Origin of the sequence: Flavobacterium cheonanense, from assembly GCF_039539185.1 — a bacterium.
Taxonomy (GTDB): Bacteria; Bacteroidota; Bacteroidia; order Flavobacteriales; family Flavobacteriaceae; genus Flavobacterium; species Flavobacterium cheonanense.
Window position 1 is genome coordinate 125,370 of sequence record NZ_BAABCT010000004.1, and the last position, 19,613, is coordinate 144,982.

Sequence of the window (19,613 nt, forward strand, 5' to 3'; positions counted from 1 at the left end):
TGTATGACAAATCTTCCCAAATATAACCAATTCCTACAAATAAAAACTACGTAAAAACACCTGTTTTTCAAAAATGTATTACTTTTTTATAATCTTAACTATTTGTGTGGTTTAGTATTTTAAATGTGGGTTTAGTTTCTAATTTTCAAATAGTTAATCTTTAAAAAACCAATTTTGTAATTGATGTTTATAGTGTCGTTGTCTTTTAGTAGATAAATTGATTTCAGGTTTTTCATTTTTCTAGCAGCTTCTATTTTCTCCAATTGGTTTTTAGAAAATGGTATTTCTTTTTTGTTGTCATAAAATAAAGGAGCATCCAAATCAACAAATTTTCTTATGGTATATGATTTTGCAATTGTTCCGTTATCGAATTTGGTATTAATATAAAGTAAAGCATTATCAATCCATATTTTTATAAAGAAGGCAAATAAAACTGCTACAAATAAACTATTCAATAAAAACGGTTTATTAAGTTTTCTTTTTTTGTAGGCATAAATTATTAGTGCAATTAGTAAAAGTAGAGCCAAAACGATGGTAAAAAACCATGATGACTTTTTAAATTCAATTACTTGCCGATCATAATAATATAAATTAACATAAGGTCTTAAAACTAAAACATTGAGTAAAACAACTAGAGTAGTAATTAAATAAGGTATAATTTGATAGTAGTTAATTTTCTTCATTTTTTAACTCCAAATAATTAATGTTTAGAAAGTCTATTTTAAAATTGATAAATAATTAATAACAAATCAATTACTCCATATCACTAACCGAATTTACTATAAAAACTATTTGAAACTTTACAGCATCTTTTTTAGAATTGGGAAACTTCTCGTTGTTGATTCTTTTCTCAAATTCTTTCATTAGTTCCTCATCAATGTCGTCTTTTACAGCATATCGCATTTCATTGGTGTCTTTTTTTAATTCAAATTGAATAAAAATTCTTCCAGATTTAGTAGAAGTTTTGAATAGCTCTTCAAAAATTAAGTTGGTTCTATCTAGAATGAATTTAATATCTTCTAAGTTTGTATTTTCTTTAAGTTCTTCATCTGTATTCAACAACTTAATTTTTTCAATTCTAGTTTCTTTTTTTCCTTTTTCAGCTATAGTTTTTTCGGTTTTCACTCTTGGAGCTTCGTCTAGCCACATCAATTTTAAATCTTTTTTTAGAATGTTTAAAATGTAATTATGCTCCTTAGTTTCAACAATCAGCAACGGCTCATCAATATCAAACGATATAACCGACCAATAATAACGAAGTTCGTGCTCATTTGCTTTTCGTATTGTAAAATCTTGCGCTACTTCATTTTTAAACTCTTCCCAAATAATCTTAGTATCTTTAACGTCCTGACTCATTTTTCCTTCGATAATTAAATTATCTACATGAAATTCAACTCGTCCTTTCTCAATAGCTTGAATTTTTTTATTGTATTTGTAGCGTTTCCATAACTCAGGACCAATGATTAAAGTATTTTGCAATAATTTATTGTTATCAGAATTTAATAAATTTTGTGTGATTAATTTTTTGGCTTTTTCAACTACTTTAGGATCACAATAATTGTAAACAATTCCTTTTGGTATGGTAATAGTTTCTTTGTCTTGAGCAAAAGAAAAGTTGATACAAAGAAGTAAAAGCAATAGGCCAGCTTGTTTCATAGCTTTAGATTAGATGAAAAGTAATAATCAAATATAGATAAATAGTTTCAAAAAGTCACTAAGTAGTTTTACTTGATTTTAAAATCACAATTTTCTATACTTAATAAAATACAAAAGCATCAATACTAAATAGGGAAGAGTTGATAGAGCAATTTTGTAATTCAAAGCCATAATTCCAATAAAGAAAAAGAAAAGCACTAAAATGCCTAAAAGAAGAACGGCTAAAGTGTTGAGTTTTTTATTAAAGTTGGGAATAACAGCTCCTAAAAGCAATACGATTTGAGTTAAAAATCCAATAAGAATTATAGGATGTGTGAAGTTGCTAAACCAATTTTCAGTTTTAGAGAAAATTTCTATTTCACCTTCAAAAATAAACATAGCATTGTTAGGAGGCCATTCTAAATAACAAAATTGAAAGGTAATTAGTAAAGCTAAATTTATAAGGCGTTTCATTACTAAAAAAGTAGTTTGTAGTAATCAAAGCTACAAAATAATTTTCAAAATTTACCTTGGTATTTGGTGTTTTCTACTTAACAGCAGTCATCGAAATTTCAACATTAACACCTTTAGGCAAACCAGCTACTTGAACGGTTTCTCTAGCTGGTGCTGTTTTTTCGTCGAAGTAGCTTCCGTAAACGTTGTTTATTCTAGCGAAATCGTTCATGTCCATGATAAAAATCGTTGTTTTTACTACGTTTTCAAAAGTCATTTCAGCAGCTTCTAGAACAGCTTTCATGTTTTCCATTACTTGTTTGGTTTCAGTTTCGATATCGTCTAAAACCAATTCCATTGTTGCAGGATTCAAAGCAATTTGTCCAGAAGTATAAAGTGTATTGCCCACCAAAACAGCCTGATTGTAAGGTCCAATAGGAGCAGGAGCCTTATCTGTAATAATTATTTTTTTCATAAAAATCTAAAATGTAATGTCAAATCTCGAATCTCAAATCTCAAATCTCTAAAACTATCTCAACGTTTGATCTCTCTGCTGTTGCTTGTCATACTTAATATCACTCAAGACACCAGCTTTGATTCCAATAAAGAATCCCCAAAATGAATTTTGTCCAAATGGCGACCAGTTGAAATTCATATTCCAACTCATTAAATCACGATTCAAACGTATTTGTGTAAAAGTTACACCTTTATTGGTAAAATCATATCCAGAGGAAACTCCTATAGTCCATTTGGGTGTCAAATTAGTATTTGCAGAAACCATCAAGGAATGACTGGAGATTTTCTTTTCACCAGTTATATTGGAGTAGGTGACCGAATAGGCTAAATTAACATCCCAGGGTATTTCGGCATTGTAAAAACCACTAAATTCCTCTTCTTCCTCCTCATTTGGATCAGTTACTTGAGGTGAATTTATTTCGGCATTATTTCCAAATAAATCATCTTCACGTCCACCATTTCTGGCACCTTGAATATTTTTCTTTTTATCGTCTTTCGAACTGGTTAACGAATAATTTATCGTCATATTGGCGCTGGTCATTCTAAAAAGTCCACCACCATTTTCAATATTAAAAGTATTGATTCTTTGATTTTTATCACCAAGTGCATAAGGATCTAAAGTTGCAGCAAAGTTCACATTCATTTTTTGCTTAAACAATAAAGTTCCACCACTAATACGCATTGGCGACCAACGTAAGGAATCTGCTGCCATATCATAATTACCTGAGAAGGTTAAGTTATTCAATAAAACAATCTTCTTTGGTGCAGTTGCGGTAGAATCTTTATCTCTTACTTTGGCTTCAAATTTATTGTTAATGCTAAATCCAATATTGTTAGCAAATGATTCACTTGGTGCACCAAAAGCACCGTTTTCAAATCTTGTATATCTTGCCATTGTTCCGCTTGCATCTGTAGCATAAGTATCGTAATACTTTTCAAAACTTGGCAAATAACTATGAGAAATAGAAGGTGTAATAGTATGACGAATAGATTGAATTTTTGCAGTTTCTTTAAATTTGAAAGTACCATAAATTACAGTTCCAACAGAGTTTGAAAACGAGTAAGTTCTAAAAGCATCAAAACCATTTACATCTCTAGTAACCACTTTTCCAGCAGGAAGAACAGGTGGATTTGAAGTGACTTGAAACTCTTTTCTAATAGTTTTTAAATACCAAGTTTCTTGATAATTAACCGAGGTTGATACACTAAAATGTTTGAATACTTTAAAGTTAGTACTTAACGGAATGGTGTGTTGCATTCCTGTTCTAGCTTTGTCAAACATTTCCTTTTTGAAAAATAAGGTGTCCGTTGTTTGAAATTGGTTTTCAGCTCTAAGGTTGTATTGTAAATTGATGTTTTTGATAAACCCTTTTTTAACTCCATCTTTTGGAGCAAACGGAAATATTCTGTCAACACTTGCCTGAAGCGTTGGTAAAGTCATACTTATTTGCTTGGTTTGGGTATTCTGTGAATGATTTGCCGTAACCGATAAGTTCACTTGTGGCAAAGAATTAAACGTTTTCTGATAGGAAATAGACGAATTTAAAGTATTGTTTAACGAAGAACCAATATTTGCAATATTTATAGATTGTTGAAAATACTGACTACTTCCTAAATTTACAGAAGCCGAAAATCTAGAATTCGGATTCGATTTAGGGTCTTTCATGTGCGACCATTGAATGTTGTAAACTCTACTTTTAGAATAATCTGGAAAACCTCTTTCGCTATTAATTTGGTTTTCAAAACGTACGTTTACATTTCCATTAAAATTATACTTACTGGCATAACTCGATTCAAACCGCAAAGCATAACTTCCATTAGTAAAATAATCACCGAGAACGGTCAAATCGTATTTATCGCTTAAAGCAAAATAATATCCTCCGTTTTGTAAAGCATAACCACGAGTATTATTTTGACCAAAACTTGGTGGAATAATTCCAGAGCGACTTTTTTCTGTAATAGGAAAGAAGGCAAAAGGCAAGGCAATTGGTGTTGGTACATTAGCAATATACATATTTGTTAATCCAACCACTACTTTTTTACCTGGAACTAATTTGGCTTTTCTTGCAAAGAAATAGTATTCAGGATCATCAAGATCCTTAGCGGTAGTGATTCGAGCGCCTTTCATAAAATAAACAGAATCGTTTTCCTTTTTAACGACATCTGTTCTTATGTTCATTTCTTGTTGTGAGGTTCTAGAATTCCAAATCAACGCTTTCTTAGTTTTGTAGTTGAATCGAATGGAATCAGGTTCAACCACATTAGCGCCTTGTTTAAATAAAGGAAGTTGAGTGTAATTACCTAAAGAATCTTTCAATCTACCAGCATAAACTTCGTTCTTTTCATAGTCAAAAACAATAATTCCCGATTTTAATTCGTAGTCTAAGTAATTTAATTCGGCACCATCGTAGAGTGTAATTATTTTTTTCTTTTGGTCAAACTTGGCGTATTTTTTCGCACGATATTTTACCTTTCCTTCAAGCACCGATTTCATTTTTTTAACTGTATCGAGCTTTAAAGTATCAATTTTTTTAATTGTAGGATTAGGTAATTCAGTTTCTGATTCTAATGGTTTTTCAGGCTTAGTTGCTTGATTTTTAGCAGGAAAAGATTTCTTGCTTTTAGGTAAATCTTGCGCAAATAAATTGGAACTTCCAATTGTTAGGAAATATGCTGATAAAACGATATAAAATAAGTTTGTACGCAAAGGTTTAAATGCTATTTTTGTAAAAATATGGCTTGATTTTTGAAGAGCCAAACTTACATATTATTTTTCGTCAAAAATAGATAAATAATAAATTTATAACCTTGAAGTTTTAATTAAAATTAACTTTTGTAACAATGATTAACACAAATAGAATCAAATATACCTTTTCTTTAACATTATTGTTGTGTTCCTTACTTGGTTTTTCGCAATCCAATAAATTTAAAGTAGCTTTAGATGCCGGACATGGAGATCATGATTTTGGTGCAGTATATAATGGTCACATCGAAAAGAACATTAACTTAGCCATAGCTTTAAAGGTTGGTAAGATATTAGAAAAGAATTCTAGTATAGAGGTCATTTATACAAGAAAAACGGATGTTTTTATCGGATTAATTGAAAGAGCTAATATTGCCAATAGAGCGGATGCTAATATTTTTGTATCTATTCATTGCAATGCAAATAAGAATACCGCTGCAGATGGAACTGAGACTTATGTAATGGGTATGTCTAAAAATGCTTCTAATCTTGAAGCTGCAAAAAGGGAAAATGAGGTAATTACTTATGAAAAGGATTATAAGCAAAAATACCAAGGATTTGATCCTAATAAGCCAGAAACTATGTTGGGAATGACAATCATGCAGGAAGAATTTATTGAAAATAGTATTGCTTTAGCAGGAAAAATTCAAGATCGATTTGTACAAGATTTGGGAAAGAAAAGTAGAGCTGGAGGAGTAAAACAAGCAGCATTTATGGTATTACACAAAGCTTATATGCCAAGAGTTCTTATTGAAACAGGTTTTTTATCAAATCCAGTTGAAGGAGCTATTTTAGATTCCGAAGAAGGGCAACAAGATATTGCTGAAGCTATTGCTAAAGCCATTATAAGTTACAAAAAAGATTTTTTTGATGGTGGTGAAGCAGATGCAACACCAGATATTAAACCATCACAAAGAGTTGAAGATAAACCAATAAAAACTACTCCAGAGCCAAAGAAAGTAGATTCTGTTATTAAAAAAACGGAACCAAAAGTTGAATCAAAACCAACTGCAAAAGGAGTGGTGTTTAAAATTCAAATATCGGCTAGTTCTAAGAAGTTAGAAACTACACCAAGTAACTTCAATGGATTGAAAAATATATCTAGTTCTTATTATAATAGTATTTATAAGTATATGTATGGTGAAACTTCTAATTATGATGAAGCTAAAAAATTATTACAAGATGCCAAAAACAAAGGTTACGCATCAGCATTTATTATTGCTTTTAAAGATGGGAAAAGCATAGATGTGAAAGATGTTATCAAATAATATACTATTTTTGAAACCTAAAAAAAACAACAATTTTGAAATTATCAAGAGAAATTAAAACCGCTATTTTAGTTATTGCCTCTATTTTATTATTTATTTGGGGTTATAGCTTTTTAAAAGGAAGAGACTTATTTACTAACTACAAAAAATTATATGTAGAATATGTCAATGTTGAAGGATTAACGGTTTCTTCGCCAGTTACAATTAACGGATTGGTAGTTGGAAAAGTAAATAGCATAGTTATCAATAATGAAACAGGAAAAATCAAAGTTGAAATGCAAATCAATTCTGATTTTCCAATTAAGAAAACTAGTGTAGCAGAAATTTATGCTCCAAGTCCAATTGGTGGAAAACAAATTGCTATTATACCAACTAAAGAAGGTCAAGATGCTGTTGATGGCGATTTTCTAGTTTCTTCAAGTAAACTTGGCTTGACAGATGAATTAGCTAAGCAAATAGAACCACTAAAAGATAAAATCACCAAACTTCTTGATAATGCTAATGTAATGTTAGAAAATGTAAATCAAGTTTTGGATGCAAAATCTAAAGAGAATCTTAGAAATAGTTTGGCTAATTTAAACGAGACTTTAGCTCAATTTAAAGGTGCTTCTAAAGAAGTAAACGAAATGTTAGCTCAAAACAAGTCTAAAATTAGTGGAACTATGTCGAATGTTGAAAAAGCTTCTGCAAATTTCTCTAAAGTTTCTGATTCTTTGGCTAAAGCAAATATTGGTCAAACGGTTAAGAATTTAGAAAAAACACTTGCCAACGTTGATAAAATGATGGGCGATATGCAAGCGGGTAAAGGAACAATGGGTAAATTGATGAAAGACGATGCGATGTATAATAACTTTACCAAAACTTCTAAAGAATTGGAGTTATTGCTACAAGACTTAAGATTAAACCCAACACGCTATGTTAACGTTTCACTTTTCGGAAAGAAAAACAAACCTTACGTCGCGCCAATAAACGATACAATTAAATAGAATAAAACGACTATTATGGGAATTTTAGCCAATATATTTTTTGCACTATTATTAATTATAGGATTTGGATATTTTACAATCAATGTAAAGAAACTTATCCGAAACATTAAACTTGGACAAGATGTAAACCGTTCCGATAATTCTTCTGAAAGATGGAAGAATATGGCAATGATTGCTCTTGGTCAATCTAAAATGGTAAAAAGACCTGTTTCAGGTTTTCTTCATATTATTGTATATGTTGGTTTTGTAATTATCAATATTGAATTATTAGAAATCATCATTGACGGACTTTTTAGTACGCATAGAGTTTTCAAATTTATGGGTGGTTTGTATGATGTGCTTATTGGTTCATTTGAAATTCTTGCCTTTTTAGTACTTGTTGCTGTAATTATTTTTTGGATAAGAAGAAATGTAACCAAATTGAAACGTTTTGCAAGTTCCGATTTGAATGGAAAACCAAGAAATGACGCAAATTATATTTTATATTTTGAAGTAGTTTTGATGTCATTATTCCTTTTAATGAACGCTGCCGATTTGCATCTTCAAAATCTTCCAGAAGTTTTCGGTCATTATGAAAAAGCAGGTTCGTTTCCAATTTCACAGTTTCTAACTCCAATTTTTGACGGAATGAGTACACAATTAGTATTCATGTTAGAAAGAACTTTTTGGTGGTTACACATTATCGGAATTTTAATTTTCTTAAACTATTTATATTTCTCTAAGCATTTACATATTCTTTTAGCATTCCCAAATACGTATTTTGCAGATTTAAATGCTAAAGGAAAATTTGATAATTTAGAAAGTGTTACCAAAGAAGTAAAGTTAATGATGGATCCGAATGCCGATCCATTCGCAGCGCAACCAGTTGATGAAAATGCAGTTCCAAGTAAATTTGGGGCTTCCGATGTAATGGATTTGAATTGGGTACAATTATTAAACGCATATACATGTACCGAATGTGGACGTTGTACTTCGGCTTGTCCTGCAAATCAAACAGGAAAAAAATTGTCTCCACGTAAAATCATGATGGATACAAGAGACAGACTGGAAGAAGTTGGAAGAAATATTGATAAAAATAAAGGTGTTTTTGTTCCAGATAACGTATCGTTATTAAACAATTACATTACAGCAGAAGAATTATGGGCGTGTACTTCATGTAATGCGTGTGTTGAAGAATGTCCAGTTAATATTAGTCCATTGTCAATTATAATGGATATGCGTCGTTTCTTGGTTATGGAGCAAAGTGCTGCGCCACAATCATTAAATGCAATGATGACCAATATTGAAAATAATGGTGCACCATGGCAATACAATCAAATGGATAGATTGAATTGGAAAGATGAACAATAATTGATGAATAAAATTCATCTGATTTGGATTGTGATTTATCACAATTATATATAAAAATAAATGATAATTTTCCATGTTGTGAGGATTGGAAACTTGTCTATATGAATGTGAAATAATAAAATTAAAAAAAAATGAAAGCGGAAGACATTGACAAAACCTTACAACCAGTTACTGAAAACGGACAACATTTAAGTCCAATTTTACCAGAAGGAGTTAAGAATTATTTAATCGACATTGACGGAACCATCTGTGATGATATTCCAAACGAAGAACCAGAAAGAATGTTAACCGCAGAGGTTTATCCAGATGCATTAGTAACATTAAATCGTTGGTATGATGAAGGTCACATTATCTTTTTCTTTACTTCTAGAACAGAAGCGCATAGAGAATATACTGAGCGTTGGTTAAAACAACACGGTTTCAAATATCATGGTATGGTAATGGGAAAACCTCGTGGAGGAAATTACCATTGGATAGATAATCATTTAGTGAAAGCGACTCGTTACAGAGGAAAATTCACTGATTTAATAGAAAAAGAAGTAACCATCGAGGTTTTTGACGATGGACAACATGAGTAATATTAAATATATGATTTTAGATATTAGATTTTCAAAATATATCTAATACCTAAAATCTAAAATCTAAAATTAAAAGATGTCAGAAGTATTGAACGTGCCAACAATGGCAGAGATGTTAGGTCAAGGCAAGCAACCAGAAGTATTATTTTGGGTTGGTTGCGCAGGAAGTTTTGACGATAGAGCAAAAAGAATTACCAAAGCATTTGTACGAATTTTAAATCGTGCTAATGTAGAATTTGCCGTTCTTGGAACAGAGGAAAGTTGTACAGGCGATCCTGCAAAACGTGCCGGAAACGAGTTCCTTTTTCAAATGCAAGCCATGATGAACATTGAAGTTCTAAATGCTTATGAAGCTAAGAAAATCGTAACTGCTTGTCCGCATTGTTTCAATACTTTGAAAAATGAATATCCAGAATTAGGAGGAAAATATGAAGTTATTCACCATACAGAATTCCTTAAATCATTACTGGATTCAGGCAGATTAACCATTGAAGGTGGACAATTTAAAGGTAAAAGAATTACTTTTCATGATCCATGTTATTTAGGACGTGCTAACAATATCTATGAAGCACCAAGAGATTTAATTCAAAAATTGGATGCTGAATTGGTTGAAATGAAGCGTTCTAAAGCCAACGGACTTTGTTGTGGAGCAGGTGGTGCTCAAATGTTTAAAGATGCTGAAAAAGGAAACAAAGAAATCAACATCGAAAGAACTGAAGATGCTCTTGAAACCAAACCAGATATTATTGCAGCAGGCTGTCCATTTTGTAATACGATGATGACTGATGGAGTTAAAAACAAAGAAAAAGAAGCTGAAGTTAAAGTTCTTGATATTGCTGAATTAATAGCAAACGCTCAAGATTTATAAAATAAAAATTAAATATTAGTTTTTAAATATCTAATATCTAATATCAAAAATCTGATATTACAATGTACATACCATTTGAAAATTTACCTCAAGAATCTAGAATTTGGATTTACCAATCCAGTAGAAAATTTTCTGATGAAGAAGTTGCTGAAATTGAAAAAGATTTGAAGCAATTTATTGAAAATTGGTCAGCACACGGAACTTCATTAGAAGCTTCATTTACAATAAAATATAATCGTTTTATTATTATATCTGTTAATCAAGAATTTCATCCTGCAACTGGATGTTCAATAGATTCATCGGTTGGATTTATTCAAAATTTAGAACAAAAATACAGTGTAGATTTATTAGATAAAATGAATGTTGCTTTTAAACAAGGTGAATTTATTACTTATAAAACACTTTTAGAATTCAAAAAACTAGCAAAAGATAAATCGGTTTCTGAAAACACAATAGTTTTCAATAATCTCGTTAATACAATAGAAGAACTCAATGAAGGATGGGAAATCCCTGCAAGTGAAAGCTGGCACAGTAGATTCTTTTAATTTTTATCTTCTTTCATGAAAAATATAAGTAAGCTACTTTTATTGTTTGTAATAATAACTTTTGTAACCAACTGCGGACCTACAAAGGGCAAATCTTCTGTTGGTGTAATTAAAAAACCTGAGTTGGCAATTGAGGAAGATCTTTATATTCCAGTTCCAAAATCAGAACGTAAAAATTATTTCAAAGAAACTTCATTAGAAACAAAATGGGTTGATAGTATTTATACTCAAATGACTTTTGAAGAAAAAGTTGGACAATTGTTTATGGTTGCTGCTTATTCCAATAAGGATACAGTTCATTTCAATGCTGTTGAAAAGTTAGTTACTCAAAATAAAGTTGGTGGTTTAATCTTTTTTCAAGGAGGTCCAGTTCGTCAAGCCAAATTAACTAATCGTTTTCAATCAAAATCAAAAGTGCCTTTGTTTATTGGGATTGACGCTGAATGGGGATTGAGTATGCGTTTAGATTCCACTTACAAATATCCTTGGAATACAACACTTGGTGCAATAAAAGATTTACGACTTATAGAAAAAGTTGGTAGAAATATGGCTCAAGAAGCTAAACGAATTGGAGCTCATTTCAACTTCGTTCCAGTTTTAGACATCAATACCAATCCAAAAAATCCTATCATTGGACACCGTTCTTTTGGTGAAAACAAAGTAAATGTTACCGAGCACGCCATTGCAATTATGGAAGGAATTCAAAGTGAAGGTGTCTTTTGTACAGGAAAGCATTTTCCAGGACATGGAGATACTGCTTTAGATTCTCATTATGCTTTGCCATTAGTGAATTTTACAAAAGACCGATTAGAAAAAGTTGAATTGTATCCTTACAAGAGAATGTTTGATGAAGGATTAGTTTCTGTTATGGTAGCTCATTTGAACATTCCAAGTATTGAGCCACGAGATAATTTTCCGACTTCTGTTTCGTATAATGTGGTAACTAATTTACTTCAAGAGGAATTGGGATTTGATGGTTTGATTTTTACCGATGCCTTGAATATGAAAGCGGCAAGTAAGTTTATGAAACCTGGAGATATCGATTTAGAAGCTTTTATGGCTGGAAATGATATTTTACTTTTTGCAGAAAATGTTCCTTTGGCGTATCAAAAAATTTCTGAAGCCTATAATAATGGACTAATTACAGAAGAGCGTTTAGCAAAATCTGTAAAAAAAATATTGGCTCATAAATTTAAAATAGGATTAAACAATTATAAACCTGTTGATATAAAAAATATAGCATCCGATTTGAATACGACGTTTAAAGATGCGCTACAATATCAACTTTTCGAACATGCTACCACGGTTTTAAAAAATAAGGACAACATTCTTCCCATTAAAAATCTTGACCAAAAAATTGCTTATGTGAAATTAGGAGATGATGTAAATTCTTCTTTTGTTAGCACTATAAAAAAATATACTGAAATAACTGAAATTTCAGAAGATAACATTGATTCACTTAAAGTAAGACTTAAAGACTATAACACTGTCATAGTAGGTTTTCACAAATCGGATAGAGCTTGGAAAAAGCATGATTTTTCTGAAACAGAATTGGTTTGGCTTCAAGAAATTGCTAAAAATAATGTAGTTATTTTAGATGCATTTACTAAACCTTATTCTTTGTCTGCAATATCAAGTTTTGATGATATTGAAGGAGTGGTAATGTCTTATCAAAATGGTGACATTGCTCAAGAAGTTAGTGCTCAATTACTTTTTGGAGCTTTTGAACCGCAAGGAAAATTACCAGTAACAATCAACGAAGAATTTAAAGAAGGTTTCGGACTAAGAACTGATAAGTTAAATAGATTAGGATTCACTGCACCAGAAAATGTTGGTATGAGTCCGAGTATTTTATCTAAAATTGATACTTATGCTAAAAAGGCTATTGATGGTAAAATGGCTCCAGGAATGCAAATTTTAGTAGCTAGAAGAGGTAAAGTTATTTTTCAAAAGTCGTATGGATATCACACTTATGACAAGCAAACAAAAGTATCTAATTCAGATATTTATGATGTAGCTTCGATTACAAAAATGGTAGCTACATTACCAAATGTAATGCAACAATATGATAATGGAAAAGTTACTTTAGATTCCAAATTGGGTGATATGTTACCAATCTTTCAAGGAACCAATAAGCAAGATATTGTGTTTAAAGATTTGCTTTCACATTATGCAAAACTACAAGCTTGGATTCCTTTTTACAAAAACACTTTAGATGCTGACAAATGTCCATCTGATAAAATATATAGTTTGTATAATAAAGAAGGATTTAATTATCAAGTTGCTGAGAATCTATACATCAGAAATGACTATCAAGATAGTATTTTAAAACAGATTGCTGATAGTAAACTTTTAGACAAAAAAGAATATAAATATAGCGATTTTACTTTTATCATTTTAAAAGAATATCTAGAAAAAGCTACTGGAAAAACTCTTGATAAATTGAGTACAGAGAATTTCTATAAAACTTTAGGAATGAACAATACCATGTTTAATCCACTTAGAAAATTTGATTATGGTGTAATTCCACCAACAGAAAATGACAACTATTTTCGTCATACTATAATTCAAGGTTATGTTCATGACATGACAGCTGCGATGCAAGGTGGTGTTGCTGGACATGCTGGAATTTTTTCAAATGCTATGGATATTGCCAAAATGATGCAATTGTATCTTCAAAAAGGTAACTATGGTGATAAACAATATTTTTCACCATCAACATTTGATACTTTCAATACGTGTCATTTCTGTTCAGAAGGAAATAGAAGAGGATTAGGTTTTGACAAACCTCAATTAGGAAAAGAAGGTCCAACTTGTGGATGTGTATCGATGTCGAGTTTTGGACATACAGGTTTTACTGGAACTATAGCTTGGGCTGACCCAGAAACTGAAATAGTATATGTGTTTTTGTCAAACAGAACTTATCCTGGTAATACAGAGGTAAATAAACTTTCCAAAGAAAACATTAGAGAAGATATTCAGAAGATTATTCAAGAAGCTATTTTAGATAAATAGATTTTTAATTATTTGTTAACGAATTTCATTAGGATTTTCAGTAACTTCGTACTTCTAAAAATCAGCAATGAAAATAGCAATCGTTTGTTATCCAACTTTTGGTGGAAGTGGTGTTGTCGCTACTGAACTCGGTCTTGAATTAGCACATCGCGGACACGAAATTCATTTTATTACCTACAAACAACCTGTTCGTTTGGCACTTTTAAACTCAAATGTGCATTATCACGAAGTTAATGTTCCTGAATACGCTTTGTTTCATTATCAGCCTTATGAATTGGCACTATCTAGCAAATTGGTAGATATGGTAAAATTATATGGTATTGAGTTATTACATGTACATTATGCAATTCCACATGCTTATGCAGGTTATATGGCTAAGCAAATGTTGAAAGATGAAGGAATTAATATTCCAATGGTTACTACGCTTCACGGAACCGATATTACCTTAGTAGGAAAACATCCATTTTATAAAACAGCTGTTTGTTTTAGCATCAACAAATCGGATGTAGTTACTTCTGTTTCGCAGAGTTTAAAAGACGATACGTATAAACATTTTGATATAAATAAAGAAATTCATGTTATTCCAAACTTTATAGAGTTAGAAAAGCATCGCAATGAACCCTTGATATCTTGCCAACGTTCTGTAATGGCAGAAAAGCATGAAAGTATAATTACTCACATAAGTAATTTCAGAAAAGTAAAAAGAATTCCTGATGTTGTTAAGATTTTCTTCAAAATACAACAAAAAATTCCTGCCAAATTAATGATGGTAGGCGATGGTCCAGAACGAGAGATTGCCGAAAGAATGTGCGAAGAACTTGGAATTCAAGAGAAAGTGATTTTCTTTGGAAATAGTAATGAAATTGATCAAATTCTTTCTTATTCAGATTTATTTTTATTGCCATCAGAGACAGAAAGTTTTGGTTTAGCTGCTTTAGAAGCTATGGCATGGTCAGTTCCAGTTATTTCAAGTAATTCTGGAGGTTTGCCTGAAGTTAACTTTGATGGAAAGTCAGGATATTTAAGTAATGTAGGTGATGTAGAGGAGATGGCTGAAAATGCTATAAAAATTTTAAGCAATATTGACACTTTAAATACGTTTAAAGAAAATGCATTATCGGTAGCAAAACAATTTGACATAAAAAACATATTGCCAATTTATGAAGAAATCTATCATAATGCAATTGAAAAATCTAAGCAAATAAATTTATCATGATAAAAAAACTCGGTGCAATTTTATTAGTTATAACACTTTTTTCTTGCTCTTCATCAAAACCTCCAATGATTTCAGAACCTATGTATGATGTTCTTTTTGGTAGTGAATATGGTGGAGCCTCTTTTCAATTTTACGAAATTGTATCAGATGAGAAGGAATTTAATATTTTACTAACTGATGATATGATAAAACCCTATGTAAAAAAGGAAGATATAGAAACTTGTAATTTTATATTAGTCAACATGGGTGAAAAAAAATCAGGTGGTTATACTCTAGAAGTTCAAAAGGTAGAAGAATTAGCTGACAAAGTAATTGTCACTTTAAAAGAAATTGAACCTAAAGGAGTAGCCACAATGGCAGTTACTAAACCATGTTATGTAATTAAAATAAAATCTAAGAAGCCAATAGAAATAAGATAAAAAAAATCCCGATTGAAAAATCGGGATTTTTTTATTTAGAATTTGTATCTAATTCCTAAAGCTAAATCTGGACCAAAATTATCATCTCGATAATTATCAGAGTTAAAATAAAGTTCAGGTCTAATGTCTAAAGATAATTGAATAGGCACTTCTTTAAAGTTATATTCAATACCTAAATCACCAGCAACAAAAACAAACGTTCCGTTGTCTTTGAACTGAGTTCCATTAGCTCTGTAATCATAGCTCCAACTTCCTAAACCACCACCAACACCAGCGTACCAGTTAAAACCACCATCAATATTCCAAACCCATTGATAAATTCCAGTTAGTTTGAAGGCATCTACATTATTACTATTTCTAAAACCCAAATCAAGTTCTAAACGATTGTTTTTAGATAAACCTCTTTGATAGGATATTTCACCACCAAACCCATCGTTGTCTCCAAGTCGCAAACCTAATGCGTTTTTTGAAATGTCCTGTGCTTGTGCAGTAAATGCTAATCCAATTAACATCATCGCTGATAGAATTACTTTCCTCATAAAATTGTTATTTAAGTTTATATTATAACAACGTTTATTGGTCAATTATTGTGCCATTAGTTGTTAAAATATACTAAATGCAAGTTTATACTAGTTAAGTCATTGATTTTTAGATAAAAAAAGTGACAAATTGGAATATACCACAATTTGTCACTTTAATAATGCTATTTAAAAAAACTTAGTTTATTAGAAAAGAATTTATACTTTCTGTCTGAGTTTGACTGAATGTTGAAGGAATTGGTAAAGTTACATTTGGAATACTGTTTAGTTGATAATTTAAAACAGTATTTGCATAGATCATACCAACATTTTTACTATAAAATTGATCAGATACGATTACATCTTGTGCATTCATTATAGTTATAGGAAATGTGACTCCAGACAAAGTTTGAACAGTTGTAATCTTTAAGTTTAATATAATTTTTGTTTTTCTAATATCATTATAATCATCTCCATTTGGAAAAACGTAAGTAGCTTGACTACCATTATATACTGATTTTAAAGTATAATCAATTGTTAAAGGATAAGTTTGAACTGTTTGATTAATTGTACCTGAAGCAGTACTTAAGACTTGACCAACAGTAGCATTTTCTTTAAAAAAAATAAAATCTGTAACTCCAAGATTAATAGGTGAAGTCAAACCGAAATCAAAACTAAAATTCCCGGTCATAAGTAATTTACTACCGTCAATTTTTATTCCATTATTTCTTAAAGTTGAACTGAAAAAACCTGTAGGAATTGTTAAGGATTTAATTTTTTTATAAGTTACTGAATTTATTAATGTATCACCAGAAACATATATCGAATCCCTTGTTAAAGGATTTATGCTACTACTAATATCACTATCAACATTGTAGGTCCAAAAGTTACTGTTTTTTAAAGGCATGAATTCAGTTGGTACTTCATTTCCATCATCAGTATTATTGTCATTATCGCTTGAGCAAGAAGTTAATAAAATAAGTAACAATGATGTAATTAAAAATTTAGTTTTCATATCTAATTTATTTGATTTTGGCTAAATTAATAAAAATAATTTAACACTAATCAAATGTAATAATCATTTTACAAATTGAATTCTTAATTAAATTTAATTGTTAAACTTTTAAACTATAAACAATTCAACTATATTTGTTCAAAACTATTAAAAATGGCTGGAAATAGCTACGGAACACTTTTTAGGATTACAACTTTTGGAGAATCTCATGGAGATGCGCTCGGAGGAATAATTGATGGATGTCCGCCAGGAATTGAATTAGATATTGAAGCTATTCAAAAAGAAATGCAACGTCGTAAACCAGGACAATCTACTATCGTTACGCAACGAAAAGAAGAAGATGAAGTTCAATTATTATCCGGAATATTTGAAGGAAAAACAACTGGAACTCCAATTGGTTTTATCATTCCAAATACCAATCAAAAATCGGATGATTATTCACATATAAAAGATTCTTATCGACCAAGTCATGCTGATTATGTTTACAAAAAAAAATACGGAATTCGTGATTATCGTGGCGGTGGAAGAAGTTCAGCAAGAGAAACAGCGAGTAGAGTAGTTGCTGGAGCTATTGCTAAACAAGTTTTAAATGATATTAAAATCAATGCATTTGTTTCATCAGTTGGTGAAATTTTTATTGATAAACCTTATCAGGATTTAGATTTTTCATTAACCGAAACCAATGCCGTTCGATGCCCAGATTTAGCTTCTGCCGAAAAAATGGAAGCTTACATAAAAGAAATAAAAAAGCAAGGTGATACTATTGGCGGAACCATAACTTGTGTTATTCAAAATGTTCCAATCGGATTAGGTGAACCAGTTTTTGATAAGCTTCACGCAGAATTAGGAAAAGCTATGCTATCCATAAATGCTGTAAAAGGATTTGAATTTGGAAGCGGTTTTTGCGGAGCCAAAATGAAAGGTAGTGAACATAATGATTTGTACAACGAAGACGGAACTACAAAATCAAATCTGTCAGGCGGAATTCAAGGCGGAATTTCTAATGGAATGGACATCTATTTCAGAGTTGCATTCAAACCAGTTGCAACTTTAATTCAAAAGCAAGAAGTTTTAACTAATCAAAATGAAATCATAGAACAACAAGGTAAAGGTCGTCATGATCCTTGTGTTGTGCCAAGAGCGGTTCCAATTGTGGAAGCAATGGCTGCCATCGTTTTGGCCGATTTTTATTTACTAAACAAAATTTATCAAACAAAATAATGACATCACAAGTAGAACAAAAAAAATCATTTTTTAGTAATCTAACAGTTCAAATTTTAATTGCAATGGTCCTTGGAGCCATTCTCGGAATATATATTCATAATAATTTTGAAACTGAATTTGCAAAAAATTTTAGTGATAAAATAAAAATATTGGCAACCATTTTCATCAGATTAGTTCAAATGATTATTGCGCCATTAGTAATTACAACTTTGGTTGTTGGAATTGCAAAATTAGGAGATATAAAATCGGTAGGTAGAATTGGAGGAAAGGCAATGGGATGGTTTTTTACTGCTTCTTTTATTTCCTTATTGATTGGTTTGTTTTGGGTAAATATTCTTGAGCCTGGTGTTGGTTTGAATTTGACTGATGTTGATGTTTCTACTGCTGCTGAAGTTACTGATAAAACTAAAAGTTTTTCTGCGCAAAATTTTATAGAACATATTATTCCCAAAAGTATTTTTGAAGCACTAGCAACCAATGAAATATTACAGATTGTAATTTTTTCAATTTTTTTCGGATTAGCTGCTGCATCTATTGGTGATCATGCAAAACCTGTTGTGAAAGTTTTAGATGTTATTTCACATATAATTTTGAAAATGGTAAATTATGTAATGAAATTTGCTCCAATAGGAGTATTTGGAGCCATTGCAGGAGTTTTTGCCATTAGAGATTTGCAAGAATTGTTGTTGACTTATGCCAAATTTTTCGGCTCTTTTTTAGTTGGAATTTCTTCTCTTTGGATAGTTCTTCTACTTGTAGGATACTTATTTTTAAAAGGACATATGACAACTTTACTTAAAAGAATTCTTAGTCCATTAATAATTGCCTTTGGAACCACAAGTAGTGAAGCCGTTTTTCCAAAATTGACAGAGGAATTGGAACGATTTGGAGTAAAAGATAAAATAGTTTCATTCATGTTGCCTTTAGGTTATTCATTTAATCTTGATGGAAGTATGATGTACATGACTTTTGCAAGTATTTTCATCGCACAGGCTTATGGTGTCCCATTAGATTTAGGGACACAAATGACAATGCTTTTGGTTTTAATGCTAACTAGTAAAGGAATTGCTGGTGTTCCAAGAGCTAGTTTAGTTGTAGTAGCTGCTACTTGTGGAATGTTTGATATTCCAATTGAAGGTATCGCCTTAATTCTTCCGATTGATCATTTCTGTGATATGTTTAGAAGTGCAACTAATGTTTTAGGTAATGCTTTGGCTACTTCAGTTGTAGGAAAATGGGAAATAGATAAAAATTAATTTAAAAA

General features: G+C 30.9%; 18 protein-coding genes. 11 read left to right on the forward strand and 7 right to left on the reverse strand.

Going from position 1 to position 19,613, the window contains the following annotated elements; all coding sequences use genetic code 11:
• Window positions 1-131 precede the first annotated feature (131 nt).
• The 5 genes from ABD766_RS08940 to ABD766_RS08960 form a co-directional block, all read right to left on the reverse strand.
• The gene (locus tag ABD766_RS08940) at window positions 132-683 is read right to left on the reverse strand and encodes a hypothetical protein (protein ID WP_344816352.1); all 552 of its coding nucleotides are present in this window, start codon (window positions 681-683) and stop codon (window positions 132-134) included.
• Window positions 684-753: 70 nt separating this feature from the next.
• Window positions 754-1,656, reverse strand: coding sequence for a hypothetical protein (locus ABD766_RS08945; RefSeq protein ID WP_344816353.1), 903 nt, complete (start codon window positions 1,654-1,656; stop codon window positions 754-756).
• An 84-nt stretch (window positions 1,657-1,740) separates the two neighbouring features.
• A complete protein-coding gene (locus tag ABD766_RS08950) occupies window positions 1,741-2,109 on the reverse strand; it encodes a hypothetical protein (protein ID WP_344816354.1) in 369 nt (122 codons plus the stop codon).
• A gap of 73 nt (window positions 2,110-2,182) precedes the next feature.
• Complete coding sequence (locus ABD766_RS08955; protein ID WP_344816355.1) at window positions 2,183-2,563, reverse strand: RidA family protein; 381 nt, start codon at window positions 2,561-2,563, stop codon at window positions 2,183-2,185.
• A 54-nt stretch (window positions 2,564-2,617) separates the two neighbouring features.
• The gene (locus tag ABD766_RS08960; RefSeq protein WP_425556577.1) at window positions 2,618-5,362 is read right to left on the reverse strand and encodes a putative LPS assembly protein LptD; all 2,745 of its coding nucleotides are present in this window, start codon (window positions 5,360-5,362) and stop codon (window positions 2,618-2,620) included.
• Between the two features lie 83 nt (window positions 5,363-5,445).
• Here ABD766_RS08960 and ABD766_RS08965 point away from each other — a divergent pair, with 83 nt between their 5' ends.
• The 9 genes from ABD766_RS08965 to ABD766_RS09005 all read left to right on the forward strand — a co-directional run bounded on the left by ABD766_RS08965 (window position 5,446) and on the right by ABD766_RS09005 (window position 15,592).
• Window positions 5,446-6,615, forward strand: coding sequence for an N-acetylmuramoyl-L-alanine amidase family protein (locus ABD766_RS08965; protein WP_344816357.1), 1,170 nt, complete (start codon window positions 5,446-5,448; stop codon window positions 6,613-6,615).
• Window positions 6,616-6,650: 35 nt separating this feature from the next.
• The gene (locus ABD766_RS08970) at window positions 6,651-7,601 is read left to right on the forward strand and encodes an MlaD family protein (protein ID WP_344816358.1); all 951 of its coding nucleotides are present in this window, start codon (window positions 6,651-6,653) and stop codon (window positions 7,599-7,601) included.
• Window positions 7,602-7,616: 15 nt separating this feature from the next.
• Window positions 7,617-8,951, forward strand: a complete 1,335-nt coding sequence (locus ABD766_RS08975; protein ID WP_344816359.1) for a 4Fe-4S dicluster domain-containing protein — start codon at window positions 7,617-7,619, stop codon at window positions 8,949-8,951.
• 131 nt (window positions 8,952-9,082) lie between these two features.
• Window positions 9,083-9,529: an LNS2 domain-containing protein gene (locus tag ABD766_RS08980; RefSeq protein WP_298303985.1), complete on the forward strand. Its 447-nt coding sequence runs from the start codon at window positions 9,083-9,085 to the stop codon at window positions 9,527-9,529.
• A 76-nt stretch (window positions 9,530-9,605) separates the two neighbouring features.
• Complete coding sequence (locus ABD766_RS08985) at window positions 9,606-10,397, forward strand: (Fe-S)-binding protein (RefSeq protein ID WP_344816360.1); 792 nt, start codon at window positions 9,606-9,608, stop codon at window positions 10,395-10,397.
• Window positions 10,398-10,459: 62 nt separating this feature from the next.
• The gene (locus ABD766_RS08990; protein WP_344816361.1) at window positions 10,460-10,942 is read left to right on the forward strand and encodes an ABC transporter ATPase; all 483 of its coding nucleotides are present in this window, start codon (window positions 10,460-10,462) and stop codon (window positions 10,940-10,942) included.
• 15 nt (window positions 10,943-10,957) lie between these two features.
• Entirely contained in the window at window positions 10,958-13,957 is a 3,000-nt protein-coding gene (locus ABD766_RS08995; RefSeq protein WP_344816362.1) for a serine hydrolase domain-containing protein, read from the forward strand.
• Between the two features lie 67 nt (window positions 13,958-14,024).
• Window positions 14,025-15,173: an N-acetyl-alpha-D-glucosaminyl L-malate synthase BshA gene (gene bshA / locus ABD766_RS09000; protein WP_344816363.1), complete on the forward strand. Its 1,149-nt coding sequence runs from the start codon at window positions 14,025-14,027 to the stop codon at window positions 15,171-15,173.
• Entirely contained in the window at window positions 15,170-15,592 is a 423-nt protein-coding gene (locus ABD766_RS09005; RefSeq protein WP_344816364.1) for a protease complex subunit PrcB family protein, read from the forward strand. Before bshA ends, ABD766_RS09005 begins: the two co-directional genes overlap by 4 nt.
• A gap of 35 nt (window positions 15,593-15,627) precedes the next feature.
• Here ABD766_RS09005 and ABD766_RS09010 read toward each other — a convergent pair whose 3' ends face one another.
• Window positions 15,628-16,131 carry a hypothetical protein gene (locus ABD766_RS09010; RefSeq protein ID WP_344816366.1) on the reverse strand — a complete coding sequence of 168 codons (504 nt, stop codon included), beginning with the start codon at window positions 16,129-16,131 and terminating at the stop codon, window positions 15,628-15,630.
• A gap of 178 nt (window positions 16,132-16,309) precedes the next feature.
• On the reverse strand, window positions 16,310-17,125 hold the full coding sequence (locus ABD766_RS09015) for a hypothetical protein (RefSeq protein ID WP_344816367.1): 816 nt from the start codon (window positions 17,123-17,125) through the stop codon (window positions 16,310-16,312).
• A gap of 153 nt (window positions 17,126-17,278) precedes the next feature.
• On the opposite strand from ABD766_RS09015, the gene aroC reads away from it, so the two are divergent.
• Window positions 17,279-18,346 carry a chorismate synthase gene (gene aroC / locus ABD766_RS09020; protein ID WP_344816368.1) on the forward strand — a complete coding sequence of 356 codons (1,068 nt, stop codon included), beginning with the start codon at window positions 17,279-17,281 and terminating at the stop codon, window positions 18,344-18,346.
• Entirely contained in the window at window positions 18,346-19,605 is a 1,260-nt protein-coding gene (locus ABD766_RS09025) for a dicarboxylate/amino acid:cation symporter (RefSeq protein WP_344816369.1), read from the forward strand. The genes aroC and ABD766_RS09025 overlap by 1 nt, the downstream gene beginning before the upstream one ends.
• Window positions 19,606-19,613: the final 8 nt, after the last annotated feature.